Source organism: Microbacterium sp. ZXT2-5, assembly GCF_055329545.1.
On sequence record NZ_JBUZWD010000001.1, the window covers coordinates 2,163,230 to 2,179,538 of the forward strand.

General features: G+C 70.9%; 10 protein-coding genes. 9 read left to right on the plus strand and 1 reads right to left on the minus strand.

Going from position 1 to position 16,309, the window contains the following annotated elements; genetic code table 11:
• Window positions 1-3: 3 nt before the first annotated feature.
• The 9 genes from ACZBH1_RS09405 to ACZBH1_RS09445 all read left to right on the plus strand — a co-directional run bounded on the left by ACZBH1_RS09405 (window position 4) and on the right by ACZBH1_RS09445 (window position 15,267).
• Window positions 4-2,052 carry a beta-galactosidase gene (locus ACZBH1_RS09405; RefSeq protein WP_463646224.1) on the plus strand — a complete coding sequence of 683 codons (2,049 nt, stop codon included), beginning with the start codon at window positions 4-6 and terminating at the stop codon, window positions 2,050-2,052.
• Entirely contained in the window at window positions 2,049-4,406 is a 2,358-nt protein-coding gene (gene yicI, locus ACZBH1_RS09410; protein WP_463646225.1) for an alpha-xylosidase, read from the plus strand. The genes ACZBH1_RS09405 and yicI overlap by 4 nt, the downstream gene beginning before the upstream one ends.
• The gene (locus ACZBH1_RS09415; protein ID WP_463646226.1) at window positions 4,403-7,000 is read left to right on the plus strand and encodes a glycoside hydrolase family 3 C-terminal domain-containing protein; all 2,598 of its coding nucleotides are present in this window, start codon (window positions 4,403-4,405) and stop codon (window positions 6,998-7,000) included. The genes yicI and ACZBH1_RS09415 overlap by 4 nt, the downstream gene beginning before the upstream one ends.
• Window positions 7,001-7,299: 299 nt before the next feature.
• Complete coding sequence (locus tag ACZBH1_RS09420) at window positions 7,300-8,178, plus strand: ABC transporter permease (protein ID WP_336394573.1); 879 nt, start codon at window positions 7,300-7,302, stop codon at window positions 8,176-8,178.
• Window positions 8,165-9,148 carry a carbohydrate ABC transporter permease gene (locus ACZBH1_RS09425; RefSeq protein WP_378885066.1) on the plus strand — a complete coding sequence of 328 codons (984 nt, stop codon included), beginning with the start codon at window positions 8,165-8,167 and terminating at the stop codon, window positions 9,146-9,148. The genes ACZBH1_RS09420 and ACZBH1_RS09425 overlap by 14 nt, the downstream gene beginning before the upstream one ends.
• Window positions 9,149-9,259: 111 nt before the next feature.
• The gene (locus ACZBH1_RS09430) at window positions 9,260-10,816 is read left to right on the plus strand and encodes an ABC transporter substrate-binding protein (protein ID WP_336394575.1); all 1,557 of its coding nucleotides are present in this window, start codon (window positions 9,260-9,262) and stop codon (window positions 10,814-10,816) included.
• Between the two features lie 88 nt (window positions 10,817-10,904).
• On the plus strand, window positions 10,905-11,561 hold the full coding sequence (locus tag ACZBH1_RS09435) for a YesL family protein (protein ID WP_463646227.1): 657 nt from the start codon (window positions 10,905-10,907) through the stop codon (window positions 11,559-11,561).
• A gap of 6 nt (window positions 11,562-11,567) precedes the next feature.
• Window positions 11,568-13,958 (plus strand): glycoside hydrolase family 2 TIM barrel-domain containing protein, encoded by a 2,391-nt coding sequence (locus ACZBH1_RS09440; RefSeq protein WP_463646228.1) that lies wholly within the window; start codon window positions 11,568-11,570, stop codon window positions 13,956-13,958.
• A gap of 79 nt (window positions 13,959-14,037) precedes the next feature.
• The gene (locus tag ACZBH1_RS09445; protein ID WP_378885084.1) at window positions 14,038-15,267 is read left to right on the plus strand and encodes an ROK family transcriptional regulator; all 1,230 of its coding nucleotides are present in this window, start codon (window positions 14,038-14,040) and stop codon (window positions 15,265-15,267) included.
• A 54-nt stretch (window positions 15,268-15,321) separates the two neighbouring features.
• Here the strand turns inward: ACZBH1_RS09445 and ACZBH1_RS09450 are convergent, their stop codons facing one another.
• A complete protein-coding gene (locus tag ACZBH1_RS09450; RefSeq protein ID WP_463646229.1) occupies window positions 15,322-16,236 on the minus strand; it encodes a DUF6807 domain-containing protein in 915 nt (304 codons plus the stop codon).
• Window positions 16,237-16,309: the final 73 nt, after the last annotated feature.

Here is a 16,309-nt window from a genome sequence, read left to right on the forward strand (position 1 = left end):
GCCATGGCCCGCACCCCGCTCCCGCGCCGCGCCGACGCCCTGTCGCAGCTCACCGGCGATCTCGGCATCTGCTTCGGCGGCGACTACAACCCGGAGCAGTGGCCGCGCGAGGTGTGGCGCGAGGACGCCGAGCTGATGGTGCGCGCCGGGGTGAATCTCGTCACCGTCGGCGTCTTCAGCTGGGCCCGCCTGGAGCCGTCGCCGGGGGAGCGGGACTTCGCCTGGCTCGACGAGGTGCTCGACATCCTCCACGCGCACGGCATCGCGGTGGACCTCGCGACCCCGACGGCGTCGCCGCCGCCATGGCTGGGCGTGCTCCACCCCGAAACGCTGCCGGTGAACCCCGACGGGGTGCGGCTCGTCGCGGGCTCCCGCAACCAGTTCACCCCCGCCTCGCGCGTCTACCGCGAGCACGCCCGGTCCATCGCGACCGCGCTGGCCGAGCGCTACGTCGCGCACCCGGCGGTGCGCATGTGGCACGTCGGGAACGAGTTCGGCCAGATCGACTTCGGAGATGAGGCGGCCCGCGAGTTCCGGCTCTGGCTGCGCGAGCGGTACGGCACCATCGACGCGCTCAACGACGCGTGGGGCACGCTGGTGTGGGCGCAGCGCTATCGCGACTTCGACGAGATCCTGCCGCCGCGGCGCATGCCGTACCTCGTCAATCCCGCGCAGTCGCTCGACTTCCGGCGCTACACGTCGTGGGCGCTGCAGCGCGTGTACGCCGAGCAGCGCGACGCCATCCGGGCCACCGGTGCCGAGCAGCCCATCACCACGAACTTCATGGGCTTCGAGCCGCTCACCGACCTGTGGGAGTGGGCGGACGAGGTCGACGTCGTCGCCGACGACCAGTACCCCGACCACGGTTCGGCCACAGCCTCCTCCGACATCGCCCTCGTGCAGGACCTCATGCGCTCCCTCGGCGCCGGAAGCCCCTGGGTGCTGATGGAGCAGTCGGTGAGCGCGACGTCCTGGCGTGCGCACAACCTGCCCAAGACGGCGCAGCGCGCCCGCCTGGACTCGCTGCAGGCCGTCGCGCGCGGGGCCGACGCGATCTGCTTCTTCCAGTGGCGGCAGGCGCGCACCGGCGCCGAGCGCTTCCACTCCGCCCTCGTGCCGCACGCCGGCGCCGACACCGACGTCTTCCGGGGCGCGATCGCCCTCGGCGCCGACCTGCGCAGGCTCCGGCCCGTCGTGGGCGGGCGGGTGGAGGCATCCGTCGCCGTCCTGTTCGACTGGCCTTCGTGGTGGGCGGCGGAGGAGCCGGCACGTCCCACCGAGCGCCTGCGCACGCTCGAGCAGGTGCAGCGCTGGCACCGGGCGCTGTGGCGCCGCGGGATCGCGGTCGACCTGGTGCGCCCGGGTGCGGACCTGTCGGCCTACCGCGTCGTGCTCGTACCGCACTCCTACATCGTCGAAACGGATGCCGCGACCGCCCTGCGCCGGGCGGTCGAGGCGGGCGCGAGCCTCGTCGTCGGCCCCTTCTCCGGCGTCGCCGATGCGAACGCGGGGGTGCTCACCGGGCGGTCGCCCGTGCTCCTGCGCGACCTCGTCGGCGTGAGCGGCGAGGAGTGGGTCGGCCTGCCGGACGACCCCACCCCGCTCACCGCGGAGCCCCACTGGGACTCCGCACCCGCGACGCCGGAGGCCGGCGTGCTGGGCGAGCGGCTCCGCGCCGAGGGTGCCGACGTCCTGGCGCGCTTCGCCTCCGGCCACCTCACGGGGGCGCCCGCCGTCACGCGGCATCGCGTCGGCGCCGGCATCGCATGGTATCTCGGCGCCGTCGTCGCGGACGACACGCTCTCCGCCGTGCTCGACGACGCGCTCGACGCCGCCGACGTGACCGGCGTGCTTCCCGAGCGTGTGCTGCCGGACGGCGTCGAAGCCGTCCGCCGCGGGGCGGCTCTCTTCCTCCTCAACCACGGCGACCAGGCGCAGCACGTCACCGTGCCCGGCCGGCGCCGGGATCTCCTGACCGACGCGGACGTCGAGGGGCGGGTCGCACTGGCCCCCGGCGCCGCCATGGTGCTCATCGAAAGGCACGCAGAGTGAAGTTCACCGATGGCTATTGGCTCACCAGGCCCGGGCTCGCCCCGCTCTACGCGGTCGAGGTCGACGACATCCGCCACGACGAGGCGGCGGGGACCATGACCGTCTACGCGCCGACGGCCGTCATCCGCGACCGCGGCGACACGCTGAACCGGCCGATGCTCACGGTCACGTTCTCGGCCCCGGCCCCGGGCGTGGTCAAGGTGCGGCTCGAGCGGCACGCCGGCGCGGTGCACCGGGGTCCGGACTTCGAGGTGACAGGGCAAGACGGCTTCCGCCCCGAGGTCTCGATCGACGGCGAGGGCGGCATCCTCGACTCCGGCCCGCTGCGGGTGCGCGTGGTGAAGTCGGCGGGGCAGTGGCGGGTCGACTTCGAGAGCGACGGCCGCGTGCTCACCAGCTCGCTGCCGCGCTCGATCGGCCACTTCACCGACACGACGGGCACGTACTGCACCCCGGGTACGGCGGGCACCGCGGGGACGGCGGGCACGGCCGCCGGGGGAACCCAGCCCACGTGGGTGCACCAGCAGCTGACCATCGAGCCCGGCGAGCGCGTCTACGGGCTCGGCGAGCGGTTCGGCGCCTTCGTCAAGAACGGCCAGGTCGTCGACACCTGGAACGCCGACGGCGGCACGTCCAGCGAGCAGTCGTACAAGAACGTGCCGCTCTACCTCACGAGCCGCGGTTACGGCGTGTTCGTCGACAACCCCGCCAATGTCTCCTTCGAGGTCGCCAGCGAGGTCAACTCGCGCGTGCAGTTCTCGGTCGAGGGCGAGTCGCTGGAGTACTACGTGATCGCCGGCCCCGAGCCGAAGGACGTGCTGCGCCGCTACACCGCCCTCACCGGGCGTCCCGCCCGCGTGCCCGCGTGGTCGTTCGGGCTGTGGCTGACGACGTCGTTCACCGCCAGCTACGACGAGGACACCGTCAGCGCCTTCGTCGACGGCATGGCCGAGCGCGACATCCCGCTGTCGGTGTTCCACTACGACTGCTTCTGGATGCGCGAGTACCAGTGGACCGACTTCGAGTGGGACTCCCGCGCCTTCCACGATCCCGTCGGCCAGATCGCCCGCATGCACGAGCGGGGCGTCCACGTCTCGGTGTGGATCAACCCGTACATCGCGCAGCGCTCGGCGCTGTTCCGCGAGGCGGCCGACCGGGGCTACCTCCTCAAGCGCACCGACGGCAGCGTCTGGCAGTGGGACATGTGGCAGGCGGGCATGGCGCTCGTCGACTTCACGAACCCCGATGCCGCCCAGTGGTACGTCGGCAAGCTCCAGGGCCTGCTCGACCAGGGCGTCGACGCGTTCAAGACCGACTTCGGCGAGCGGATCCCCGTCGAGGGCGTCGCGTGGCACGACGGGTCGGACCCGCACCGCATGCACAACTACTACGCGAAGCTGTACAACGAGGTGGTGTTCCGCGCCCTCGAGCAGCACCGCGGCGTCGGCGACGCGGTCGTGTTCGCCCGCTCGGCGACCGCGGGCTCGCAGCAGTTCCCGGTGCACTGGGGCGGCGACAACGACTCCACCTTCCTCTCGATGGCCGAGTCGCTGCGCGGCGGGCTGTCGCTGGCGATGTCGGGCTTCGGATACTGGAGCCACGACATCGGCGGCTTCGAGGGGACGCCCGACCCCGGGCTGTTCAAGCGGTGGCTCGCGTTCGGCCTGCTGTCGTCGCACTCGCGCCTGCACGGCTCGTCGTCGGTCCGGGTGCCGTGGGCCTTCGACGACGAGGCCGTCGACGTCGCGCGGGAGTTCACCCGCCTGAAGATGAGTCTCATGCCCTATCTCGCCCGCGTCGCGGAGGAGGCGCACACCGACGGCACGCCGATGATGCGCCCGATGGTGCTGGAGTTCCCCGGCGACCGCACCGGCTTCGACGCCGACTGCCAGTACATGCTGGGCGACGCGCTGCTGGTGGCGCCGGTGCTCACCGCCGACGGATCGGTGGAGTACTACCTGCCCGACGGGGAGTGGACGTCGCTGCTCGACGGCTCGGTCGCCGACGGACGCCGGTGGGTGACCGAGTCGCACGGCTACGACTCGGTGCCGCTGCGGGTGCGGCCGGGGACGGTGCTGCCGATCGGCGCCGTCGAGGACCGCCCCGACTACGACTGGGCGGACGGCGTGACGCTGCGCTGCTTCCGGCTCCCCGACGGCTACGACGCCGTCACGACCGTGCCCGGGCACGATGGAGCACCGGCGACGACCTTCCGGGTCCGTCGCGAGGGCGCGGCGATCATCGCGTCGTCGGACGACGCGCGCGCGCCGTGGGCGCTGCAGACGGGCGACCGGATCGCCCGGACCGAGGCATCCGGCGAGCTCCGGATCGAGATCGAGGAGGACCAGCGATGACCGAGACGATGACGGATGATCTCGATACGGGCGCAGAGCGTCCACTCGATCCGGCGGCCGCGGCCTCGCGGCCTGCGGCGAACGCGGCCGGCGGACAGCCGCTGTTCCGGCAGGTCGACCAGCCCCTGGCGGCGCGGGCGCGCGACCTCCTGGATCGGCTGACGCCGGACGAGCGCCTCGCGATGCTGCATCAGGCGGCCCCCGCGATCGAGCGGCTCGGCGTGGCCGAGTGGCGCACGGGCTGCGAAGCGCTCCACGGCGCCGCGTGGCTCGGCCGGGCGACGGTGTTCCCCCAGTCGGTCGGACTCGCCGCGACATGGGACACCGACCTGGTCGAGCGGGTGGGGGAGGTGGCGGCGGTCGAGGTGCGCGCGAAGCGCGCCGAGAACCCGCTGGTGAGCCTCAACGTGTGGGCGCCCGTCGTCAACACGCTGCGCCACCCGGGGTGGGGGCGCAACGAGGAGGGCTACTCCGAGGACCCGCACGTGACCGCTGTCTTCGGCACGGCGTACTCCCGGGGCCTGCGCGGGAACCATCCGCGCGTGTGGCGCACCGTCCCGGCGCTCAAGCACTTCCTCGGCTACAGCAACGAGACGGACCGCTCGACGACGTCGTCCGAGATGTCGCTGCGCACCCTCCACGAGGAGGAGCTGCCCGCCTTCCGCGGCGCGATCGAGGCGGGCGCTGCGGGCGGCATGATGCTCGCGTACAACCGGGTGAACGGCGTCCCCGCGCACACGCAGCCCGAGCTGGTCGCCGAGGCGCGGTCCTGGGCGGACGAGTCGATCGCGGTGGTGTCGGATGCCGGGGCCCCGACCTTCCTCGTCACCACGCAGCGCGCGCAGCCCGACCACGTCCACGCCGCGGCCGCCCTCGTGCGCTCCGGACTGGACTCGTTCACCGACAACGACGCGGACGCGGCGCCGACGATCGGTTACCTGCGCGACGCCATCGCCCAGGGCCTGCTCTCGACGGACGACATCGACCAGGCGGCGCTGCGCCTGCTGGAGCTGAGGATCCGCACCGGCGAGTTCGACGGCGACGCCGACCCCTATGGGGGCATCGGCGCCGACGCGATCGACGCGCCGGGTGCGCGCGAGCTGGCCCGGGAGGCGGTGGTGCGCTCGGTCGTCGTGCTGCGGAACGACGCCGGCGTCCTGCCGCTCTCCCGGGCCCCACGGGTCGCGGTGGTCGGCAACCTCGCCGACCTGGTGCTCACCGACTGGTACGCCGGCACGCCGCCGTACGCGGTCGGGATCGGCGCGGCGGCGACCGAGCGCTTCAGCGAGGCCGAGGTCGTCACCGGAGCCGACACGGTCGCGCTCCGCGCGGTCTCGACCGGCCGCTACGTCGTGACGGACGCAGAGGGATCGGTCGTCGAGGCGGCAGGCGCCGCCGCCGGCGCGGACGCGCTGTTCGACGTGACCGACTGGGGCGACGGCATCCTGACCCTCCGCTCCCACGCGAGCGGTCTGCTCCTCACCGGTGGGAAGTGGCCGATGCGGGCCGACGCGGCACGCGTGGGCGAGTGGGTCGTGCAGGAGAGCTTCCGCCGGCACGTCCACGCCGACGGGACGTGGTCGCTGCTGCACCTCGGATCGGGTCGCTGGGTGCGGGTGTTCCGCGACTCGGGCCTGCTCGCCGCCGAGGCGGTCACGCTCGCGCAGGCGGAGCGGTTCGGCGTGCGCGTCATCCGGTCCGGCGCGGAGGCGGTGGCCGAGGCGGCTGCGGCGGCGGACGCCGTCATCGTCGCCGTCGGCAACGACCCGCACCTCAACGGGCGCGAGACCGAGGACCGCCCCCACCTGCGACTGCCGGAGGCGTGGGCAGAGCTGTGGCGCGTCGCCCGCGAGGCGAACCCCCGCGCGGTGCTCACGATCGTCTCGAGCTACCCGTACGTCCTGGCCGGCGTCGATGCCGAGACCGTCGTGTGGTCGAGCCACGGCGGGCAGGAGCTCGGGCACGGGGTGATCGACGTGCTCTCGGGCGACCGCGAGCCGTCGGGCCGGCTGTCGCAGACCTGGCCCGCGACCGAGGCGCAGGCCGGTGACCTGTTCGACTACGACACGCTCCGGCAGGGGGCCACGTACCGGCATCAGGCCGAGGAGCCGACGTTCGCCTTCGGTCACGGCCTCACCTACACCGAGGTGGTCTACGAGCGCGTCGAGCTGTCGGATGCCGCGACCGCGGCGCCGCCGCCGACCCACCGGCATCCGTCCTTCGAGCCGCGGCCCGGCGAGGCCGCCGTCCGCGCCGTCGTGCGGGTGCGCAACGCGGGGGAGCGGGCTGCGGAGGAACTCGTGCAGCTCTACGCGCTCCCGGCCGATGACCTCGCCCTGGCGGCGCCGCGCCGGCTCCTCGTCGCCTACCGGCGCGTCGTCCTCTCCCCGGGTGAGGTGCGGGAGGTCGAGCTCTCGTTCTCGCCCGGGCGCCTGGCCGTATGGGACGACGCCGTGCGCCTGCCCGGCGCCGTCGACGACTGGCTCCATCAGGGTGCCCTTCGGGTGCAGCCGGGCTCGTACACGATCGCCGCCGGACCCTCGGCGTGGGATCTCCGGACAGACGCCTCACTCGAGATCGCCGACGGCGGCTAGAGCTCGGGCAGTCCTCGCCCCGGACCGCGGAAACACCGCCGGTCCGGGGCTTTTTCATGTCCGGACAAATTGGGGCTTGTGCTCGGAATGCCCCTCACCATACTCTGGCCGAAGTTTCTTCGAGGGTTAGTTTTATCCTCATTCCTGGTGTCGGCGTCGATGCCCGGCCCACCGCAGAGAGGCGGAGGATGTCTGTACTGGAAGCACGGCAAGAGAGCGCGCCGCCCGCCCCGGCGTGGCCCGACGACACGCCGCCGCGCCGTCGCCGATCGTTCTGGCGGCACGTCAAGGACAGCAGGATGCTCCTGCTCATGTGCGTGCCGGCGGTGCTGTTCTTCCTCGTGTTCAGCTACGGCCCGCTGCCCGGCGTGTGGATCGCGTTCACGAACTTCAACTACACCGACGGCGTCTTCGGCAGCCCGTTCGTGGGGTTCCAGAACTTCGAGTTCCTCATCAAGTCCGGCCAGCTGTGGGTGCTCACCCGCAACACGATCCTGTACAACCTCGCGTTCATCGTGGTGGGCAACGTGCTCCAGATCGCCATCGCGATCATGTTCAACGAGGTGCGCCTGAAGTTCTTCAAGAAGATCACGCAGGGCGTGATGTTCCTGCCGTACTTCATCTCGGTGGTCCTGGTCGGCGTCATCGCCTTCAACCTGCTCAACTACGACACCGGTGCGCTCAACACGCTCATCGAGCAGACCGGCGGCGACCCGATCAAGATCTACAGCATGGCCGGCGCCTGGCCGCTCATCATCATCATCGTCTTCCTGTGGCAGAGCACCGGCTACGGATCGATCGTCTACTTCGCGGCGATCATGGGCATCGACAAGGGGCTCTTCGAGGCGGCGGCGATCGACGGCGCCTCGGCGTGGCAGCGCATCCGCTACGTGATCCTGCCGAGCCTGAAGCCGACCTTCATCATCCTCCTGCTGTTCTCGCTCGGCGGGATCATGCACGGCAACTTCGGGCTGTTCTGGAACCTCGTGGGCAACAACGCCGCCCTCTTCCAGACCACCGACATCATCGAGACCTCCGTCTACCGGATGGTCATGTCGCAGAACAACTTCACCACGTCCACCGCCGTCGGCCTGTATCAATCCCTGTTCGGCTTCGCCATCGTCCTGCTGGCGAACTGGATCGTCCGAAAGATGAACAAGGACTATGCCCTCTTCTGATCTGCTGCTGCCCTCGGTGACCGAGACGCTCACGACGGCCCCCGGCAAACGGCGCTGGTGGACGGCATCCAACCGCGCTCGGCCGGTCCGCCTCTCGCGCAGCGACTACGTGCTCCGCGGCATCTCGTACGTCTTCATCTCGCTGTTCTCGCTGTTCTGCCTGCTGCCCTTCGTGCTGATCCTGTCGGCGTCGCTCTCGAGCGAGGACGAGATCATGAAGACCGGGTTCGGGCTGCTGCCGAAGGGGTTCACCTTCACGGCGTACGAGTACATCTTCGCCGCCCCGCAGCAGGTGATCGGCTCGTACATCGTCACCGTCACGATGACGGTGACCGGTACCGCGGTCGGCCTCCTCATCATCGCGATGACGGGGTACGCGCTCTACCGGCAGGATTTCCGCTTCCGCAACCAGATCACGTTCTTCATCTACTTCACGACCCTGTTCTCGGCAGGACTCGCACCCACGTTCCTCTGGATCAGCCGCACGCTCGGCCTGCGCGGCAGCTACCTCGCCGTCTGGCTGCCGCTGCTGATGACGCCGTGGCTCATCATCCTGATGAAGAACTTCATGCGCACCGTCCCGTACGAGATCGTCGAGTCGGGCAAGGTCGACGGGGCGGGCGACTTCCGGATCTTCTGGCAGCTGTCGCTGCCGATGATGAAGCCCGCGCTCGCGACGGTCGGACTGTTCCTCGCCCTCGGCTACTGGAACGAGTGGTATCTGTCCTCGCTCTATCTCGGCAGCACCGTCGAGTTCAAACCGCTGCAGTACTACCTCTACAACGTGATCAACACGGCCAACGCTCTGCGCACCTCCGTCGCGGGCGCGAACGTCAGCATCGCCGAACTGCCCAGCAACACCCTCAAGATGGCGAGCGCGGTCATCGCGACGGGCCCGATCCTGCTCGCCTACCCCTACGTCCAGCGGTACTTCGTCAGCGGCATCACCGTCGGCGCCGTGAAGGGCTGAACTCCCCGCTGACGATCAGCGGTCCGCCCCCGCGCGGACCGCGACGAGGGATGCCGCCCACCGGCGCGGCATCCCGCACCCCCTCCAAGAAATGAGTCGAAGGAGCCTCACATGACACACCGCCTGATCAAGGGCGCGGCGGGACTCGCCGCCCTCGGCCTCGCCACGGCCGCGCTCGCCGGCTGCACAGCCGACAGCCAGGACGACCCCGACAAGCCCACGGAGATCACCATGCTCGTGCTGGGCAACAAGCCCACCAACGGGCGGCTCGAGGCGATGCTCGAGAAGCTCAACGAGAACCTCGTCGAGCAGGCGAACGCCACGCTCGACCTCTTCTACGTCGAATGGGCCGACTGGCAGACGCAGTACAACCTGCAGCTGCTCTCGGGCGACGACAACGTCGACCTCATCACCACCGCGACCGACTGGCTCTTCGCGTGGGAGAACGCCGAGAAGGGCGCCTTCCTGCCGCTCACCGAGGAGATGCTCAAGGAGCACGCGCCCAAGACATGGGAGCAGGTCGACGCCGACGGCGACTGGGAGCTGACCAAGCTCGACGGCAGCATCTACTTCATCCCCGAGGACAACTACACCCAGTACACGAACCACGGCTTCTTCTACCGGGGCGACTGGGCCACCGAGGCCGGCTTCGCGGACGGCGAGATCACGCAGTTCGAGGACTTCACCACCTACTTCCAGTGGATCAAGGACAACAAGCCCGATGTCTACCCCTGGGACGTGGTCGGCGCGAACGAGTCGGCGCTGACCGGCTACCTCCAGGGCCACACCGACCTGCAGACCATCCAGCAGGTGACCGCGGGCAACTACTTCCCGTTCCAGACGTCGGAGTCCGACCCCACGAGCGTGACCTCCTGGTACACCGAGGGCGACGATCTGATCGAGGCCGCGGAGCTCGCGAAGGAGTGGAACGACATCGGCGTGTGGCGGGAGGACGCGCTCAACTACGACGGCGACACGCGCGAGTCGCTCTACGCCGGGCTGACGGGCGCCGACCAGCACCACACGCAGACGTTCGTGACGCAGATCGTCTACAACATGAACGAGAAGCAGCCCGGCTCCGACCCGCGGATGTTCTCGTGGGGCCAGGAGAACGGCAACTTCTTCAAGGACATCAAGACGCACGGGGCGATGGCGGTCAGCGCGAACTCCAAGCACCCCGAGAAGGCTCTCGAGGTCTACGACCTGCTCCGCAACGACGAGGAGAACTACGGCCTGCTCAACTTCGGCATCGAGGGCACGGACTACGTCATGACCGAGGACGGCAAGCTCGGGTACCCGGAGGGCTACGACCCGTCGACCGATTCGCTCGGCTCCAACTTCTGGGCCGGACGCATGGACGAGTTCGAGCCGGACAAGGTGACCGACGCGCCGAACAAGCAGGAGATCTACGACGAGCTCTCGGCGGTGGCCAAGGACTACCCGTACTCGACCTTCGTGGTCGACAAGACGCCGCTGGACTCGACGCTCGCAGCCGTCAGCGGAGTGCTGTCGGAGTACATCCCGCAGCTGCAGTACGGCAAGTTCGAGGACCCGGAGGCCGCGGTCGCCGAGATGCGGCAGAAGCTCGCCGACGTCGGGTTCGAGGACGCGCGCGCCGAACTGGAGCGCCAGGTCCAGGAATGGGCCGACGCGGGCGGCCTCGACTGATCGTCCTCGTCCCCCGTCCGGGCGGGCCCGCGCGCACGCGGGCCCGCCCGGCATCCCACACGATCGCTCTGCGAGGAAGGCAGAACACATGAGCAGCATCTTCGCGCCCGACTCGGCGCTGATGCGGTTCCTCACGCGGATCGCCGATCTGATGATCCTCAACGTCCTCTTCATCGTGACGTCGCTGCCGATCGTGACCCTCGGTGCGTCGCTGACGGCGCTCAACTTCGTCACGCTGCGCATCGCCTCCGACACCGACCGGACGATCGTGGGGGACTACCTTCGGTCGTTCCGGCAGAACTTCCGGCAGGCGACGCTCGCCGGACTCGTCGTCGCGGCCGTCGCCGCCGCGCTCGCCGCCTGGTATCTCGTGGTGACCGAGCTGGTCACCTCGCCCGTCGCGCAGTTCGCGCTGCTGGCGGTCTGGTACGCGCTCGCCTTCCTCGCCGCCATGGCCGCGCTGTACGTCTTCCCCTACCTGGCGAGCTTCGAGGGCACGCTGGGCGAGGTCCTGCGCAATGCGCGGCTGCTGTCGCTGCGGCATCCGCTCGCCCCGCTCGCGGTCCTCGTGCTGACCTTCCTCGCCGCTGTCGTCACGATCTTCTCGCCCCAGGCGACCGGCTACGGGCTGCTGTGGCTGCTCATCGGCTTCGCCGGCCTCGCCTACCTCGGCGCCCTGCTCTTCGCGCGCGTCTTCGCGCGCTACGCCCCGATGCCCGCCGCCCACTCCCCGGAACAGGACTGACCCACCATGCGCACCCTCCCGCTCGAACGCTGGTCGTTCGCGCTCGCCGACGACCCCGGCGCCCGCGCCAAGCGCTACGACGACTCGGGGTGGCGTGCCGTGCGCGTCCCCCACGACTGGAGCGTCGAGCAGCCGTTCTCGGCAGCGCACTCCAGCGGCACCGGCTACCTGCCCGGCGGGGTCGGCTGGTACCGCGCCCATGTCTCGCTGCGCGAGCTCGCCGCCCAGGCCGACCAGCATGTGCGGCTGGCGTTCCACGGCGTGTACAAGAACGCCGACGTCTGGGTCAACGGCTACCACGTGGGCGGTCGACCCTCGGGCTACGCGCCGTTCTCCTTCGACCTGACCGAGATCCTCTCCTACGCGCCCGACGACGACCTCGTGGTGAGCGTGCGCGTCGACCACACCGACATCTCGGACTCCCGCTGGTACAACGGCTCGGGCATCACCCGAGGCGTCGAGCTGCAGGTGCACGAGCGGGTGCGGCTGCGCGAGCACGGCACGTCGGTGACGACGGTGTCGGCGGATGCCGCGACCGCGACGCTGCGCATCGGCCAGACGGTGTGCAACGGCGGCGACGAGGCCGTGGCCGTGCGCGTGCTCCACGAGCTGCGCTCGCTGACGACGGATCGCGTCCACCGCTTCGGAGCCGAGGCGCAGGTGCCCGCCGGCGACTCCGCCGAGATCGCCCTCGAGGCCGTCGTCCCCGACCCCGAGCTGTGGTCCGACGACGACCCTGCGCTGCACCGGCTGACGACGACGCTGGAGTGGCGGTGGGACGGCGCGGAGCGCCGTGCGTCGTACGACCTCGTCACCGGCATCCGCACCTTCGCCTTCGACGCCGACCGCGGGTTCTCCGTCAACGGGCAGCCGCGGGTGCTGCGAGGGGTCTGCCTCCACGAGGACGCCGGATGCCTCGGCACCGCCGTGCCCGCCGCGGTCTGGGTGCGCCGGCTGCTGTCGCTCAAGCGGATGGGCTGCAACGCGGTGCGCATGGCCCACAACCCGCACGCGCCCGAGCTGTACGCGCTCTGCGACCTGCTGGGCTTCTACGTCGTCGACGAGGCGTTCGACGAGTGGGAGAACCCGAAGAACAAGTGGTGGCAGGGCCACAACGTCTATCCGCCGCGCCACGAGGGGTACGCGAAGGACTTCCTCGAGTGGCATGAGCGCGACCTCCTCGCGATGATCGAGGCGCACCGCCACCACCCGTCGGTCATCGCGTGGAGCATCGGCAACGAGGTCGACTACCCGAACGACCCCTACGCGAGCCCGCTTTTCGCCGAGATGACCGGCAACAACGACGCGAACAAGCCCGCCGCCGAGCGCCTGTACGACGCCAGCCGGCCCGACGTGCGGCGGCTCACCACGATCGCGCGGCGGCTGGCCGGCATCGTGCGGCGCACGGACCCGTCGCGTCCGGTGACACTCGCCGCCGCGTTCCCCGAGCTGTCGAGCCGCACGGGCCTCCTCGACGACCTGGACGTCGTCGGCTACAACTACAAGGAGCACCTCTACGAGGCGGATCACGCGCGGTTCCCTGACAAGCCGCTGCTGGGCAGCGAGAACGGGCACGGCTATGCGCAGTGGCTGCCGGTGACGCGTCACGACTTCGTCGCGGGCCAGTTCCTCTGGACCGGGATCGACTACCTCGGCGAGGCCCGCGGCTGGCCCGTGCGCGGCTCCGGTGCGGGGCTGCTGACGCTGGCCGGCCACGAGAAGCACACGTGGCACCTGCGGCGCAGCTGGTGGGCGGACGACCCGGTTGCCTACCTCGTCACCCGCCCTCACACCGGCGACGAGGAGCGCTCGTTCTGGACCCACCCGGTCTCCCGGACGTGGGATGCCGCGGTCCCAGGCGAGCTCGAGGTGCTCGCGTTCGCGAACGGCGACGAGCTCTCGCTCTCGAGCGGCGGCGAGCGGATACCGCTCGAGCGCGACGACGAGCACGGCTGGTGGGCGGCGGTGACCGATCCCCGGGACGAGCCGCTCGTGCTGGAGTCGTGGCGCGACGGTCGCGTCGTCGCGCGGGACGAGCTGCGCGCGCGCGGCGAGGCCGTGGCGATCGCCGCCGCGGTCTGGGAGCCTCCCGCCGACGTCGCCGACGCGTGCCGGCGCGCCGGAATCGCGCTGGAGGGCATCGTCCAGATCGAATGCGTGCTCCGCGACGCCAACGACGGCGTCGCCTGCGATGACAGGGTCATCGAGGTGGCGGTCGAAGGTGGGGAGCTCCTGGGCATCGAGAACGGCGACCTCGCTGACGACACCCCCTACGACAGCGCCGCGCGGCGCACGCTGGACGGCCGGCTGGTGGTGTTCGTGCGTGCCTCCGAGGGTGCTTCGGTCCGGCTCAGCAGCCCGGGCCTCGACGGCGCCCTGGTGGTGCAGGGGGCGTGACATACTGGCCAGATCCGAGTCGCAGCCCATCCGATCCGGGCGTTCCGGCGTCGGCGGCCGCCAGGGTGCAGAGGTGAGCATGGGGGTGCTTCGACGGACGTCGCGCGACATCCGGAGCGATTCGCGCCTCGACGTCCTCCACGCGGTGCTGTCGGCCGGTGAGACGACGCGCAACGAGCTCGCGCAGCTGACGGGGCTGAGCGCCGCCACGATCGCCACGGTCGTGGGCGAGCTGATGGCCGGGGGGTTCGTCGTCGAGACGAAGACCACCGCCGGCCGCATCGGCCGCCCCACCGCGACCCTCGCGATGAACGGCGCGCGCGGTCGCGTCATCGGCATCGACGTGGCCGAGACGTACATCCGCGCTGTCCTGTTCGACGCCGCGCTCGTCGAGATCGCCCACGCGCAGGTGGTGCGCGACGAGCACGTGCTCGACCCGGATTCGGTGGTCGAGGGGATCGGCACGGCGCTGGAGCGCGTCATCGCCGAGGCCGGCATCGCGCGCTCCGACGTGCTGGGCGTCGGCGTGTCGCTGCCCGGCCTCGTGCAGGGTCCCACGTCGGTGTCGGTCGTGGTGCCGAAATGGTCGTGGCATCAGCTGGAGTTCGACCGGCTCCGCGAGCGCGTGGGACTGCCGCTGGTGATCGACAACCCGCTGAAGGCGATGACGACGGCCGAGCTGTGGCTCGGTCGCGGCCGCTACAGCTCCAGCCTCGTGACGATCAACCTCGGCACGGGCGTCGGCGCGGGCATCGTGCTCGAGCGGCGCATCCTGCGCGGCGCGACGAACTCTGCGGGGGAGTGGGGGCATTCGCTGCTGGTGCTCGACGGCCGCCGGTGCCGCTGCGGGCGTCACGGCTGCGTGGAGGCCTACCTCGGTGTGCCCGGCATCCAGCAGACGCTCCGGGAGCTCGCGCCCGACCACGCCCTGGTGGGGCTCGACCAGAGCGACTTCATCGCCGCCCTCGCGCGCGCGGCCGACAGTGCCGATCCGGATCCCGCCGTGACCGAGACGATCGAGCGCACCGCGTACTACCTCGGCTCGGCGATCGCCGATCTCGTCGCGATCGTGAACCCCGAGGCCGTCGTGCTCACCGGCTGGACGGTCTGGGCGCTGGCCGACAAGCTCCTCCCCGCGACGGGGATGCACCTGCGCGAGCAGTCCCCGGGGTGGTCGGCCCGCGAGCTCGAGCTGGAGGTCTCGACCATCAGCCGCAACTCGGTCGCGACGGGCGTCGCCACCACCGCGCTCGAGCGATTCCTCGCCGACGCCGGACTGCTCACCAGCCGCGTCCCCATCGCCCTCTGAGCCACCGAGCGGTGGGCCGCTCGCGGGGCGCCGTGCGAGGGCGCCCGGCGATCGTCAGAGCGCGAACTCCTCCGCGAGGGCACGCGTCTGCTCGGGGGTCCAGATCCGGGCGCCGAACACGTGCCGATGGCGCAGGGCCAGCTCCTCGCCCGGCGCGAGCACGATGTGCTCGTCGAACGAGGGCGACGGTGCGACGATCGGGAACGGCTCGCTGCGCACGAACCAGCGGATGGCGGGGCCGCCCGTGGACGTGCCGGCGAACGCGAGCACCGTGCCGCCGCCGTCGACCTCGTCGTGCTCGCCCGAGAAGGCGACCCATTCGGCCACGCGGCCCATCACGGCGTCGGCCTCGGCGTCGTCGGCGAGGCCCGCCGCCAGCACCCGGGCGCCCGTCCAGGCGCGCGGCATCCGGATCGCATAGCCGGTGTAGCCGGCGTTCGGCCGGCCCTGCGTCGTCGGGCTGCCGAACTCGAGGTCCTGGTCGGCGACGTTGCGCAGCGTCGTGGCGAAGTCGAGCGCCCAGATGCCCCGACCCTCGTCGAGGCTGTGGAAGCGATGCGTGCGCACCTCGCTGAGCCACTCGTCGCCGGCCTGCGTGATCCAGGTCAGGTCCTCGCTGAAGGACGCCTCGGATCCGGCATCGCGTACCGACGTGAAGCCGTCGTGGCGGATGCGGCCGACGTTGTCGAGAAGGACGTAGTCGCCGTGCTCCGGTCGGTACGTGTTGCCGCCCCAGAAGTTCTGCCCCGACACGTGCGTCCACGTGAACTGCAGCCCCTTGTGCCAGCGGTGGTCCCACGGCCGGTACGCGGTCAGCGGTGCGCCGTCCAGCGCGCGCACGGGGTGGAAGAAGGGCTTCGGGCCCTCGGCCACGGGTCCGCCCGGGTCGAACGCATAGCGGGCGATGTCCACGCCTGCGGCAGTGACGGTCAGGGAGGTTTCATCGAGGCGGAGGAGGAAATCGGGCACGTCCTCCATTGTGGCGCAGGATGACGGAAAACGCTTCCCCCGGATTCGGCGGCCGACGATTGTAGCGTTCGCG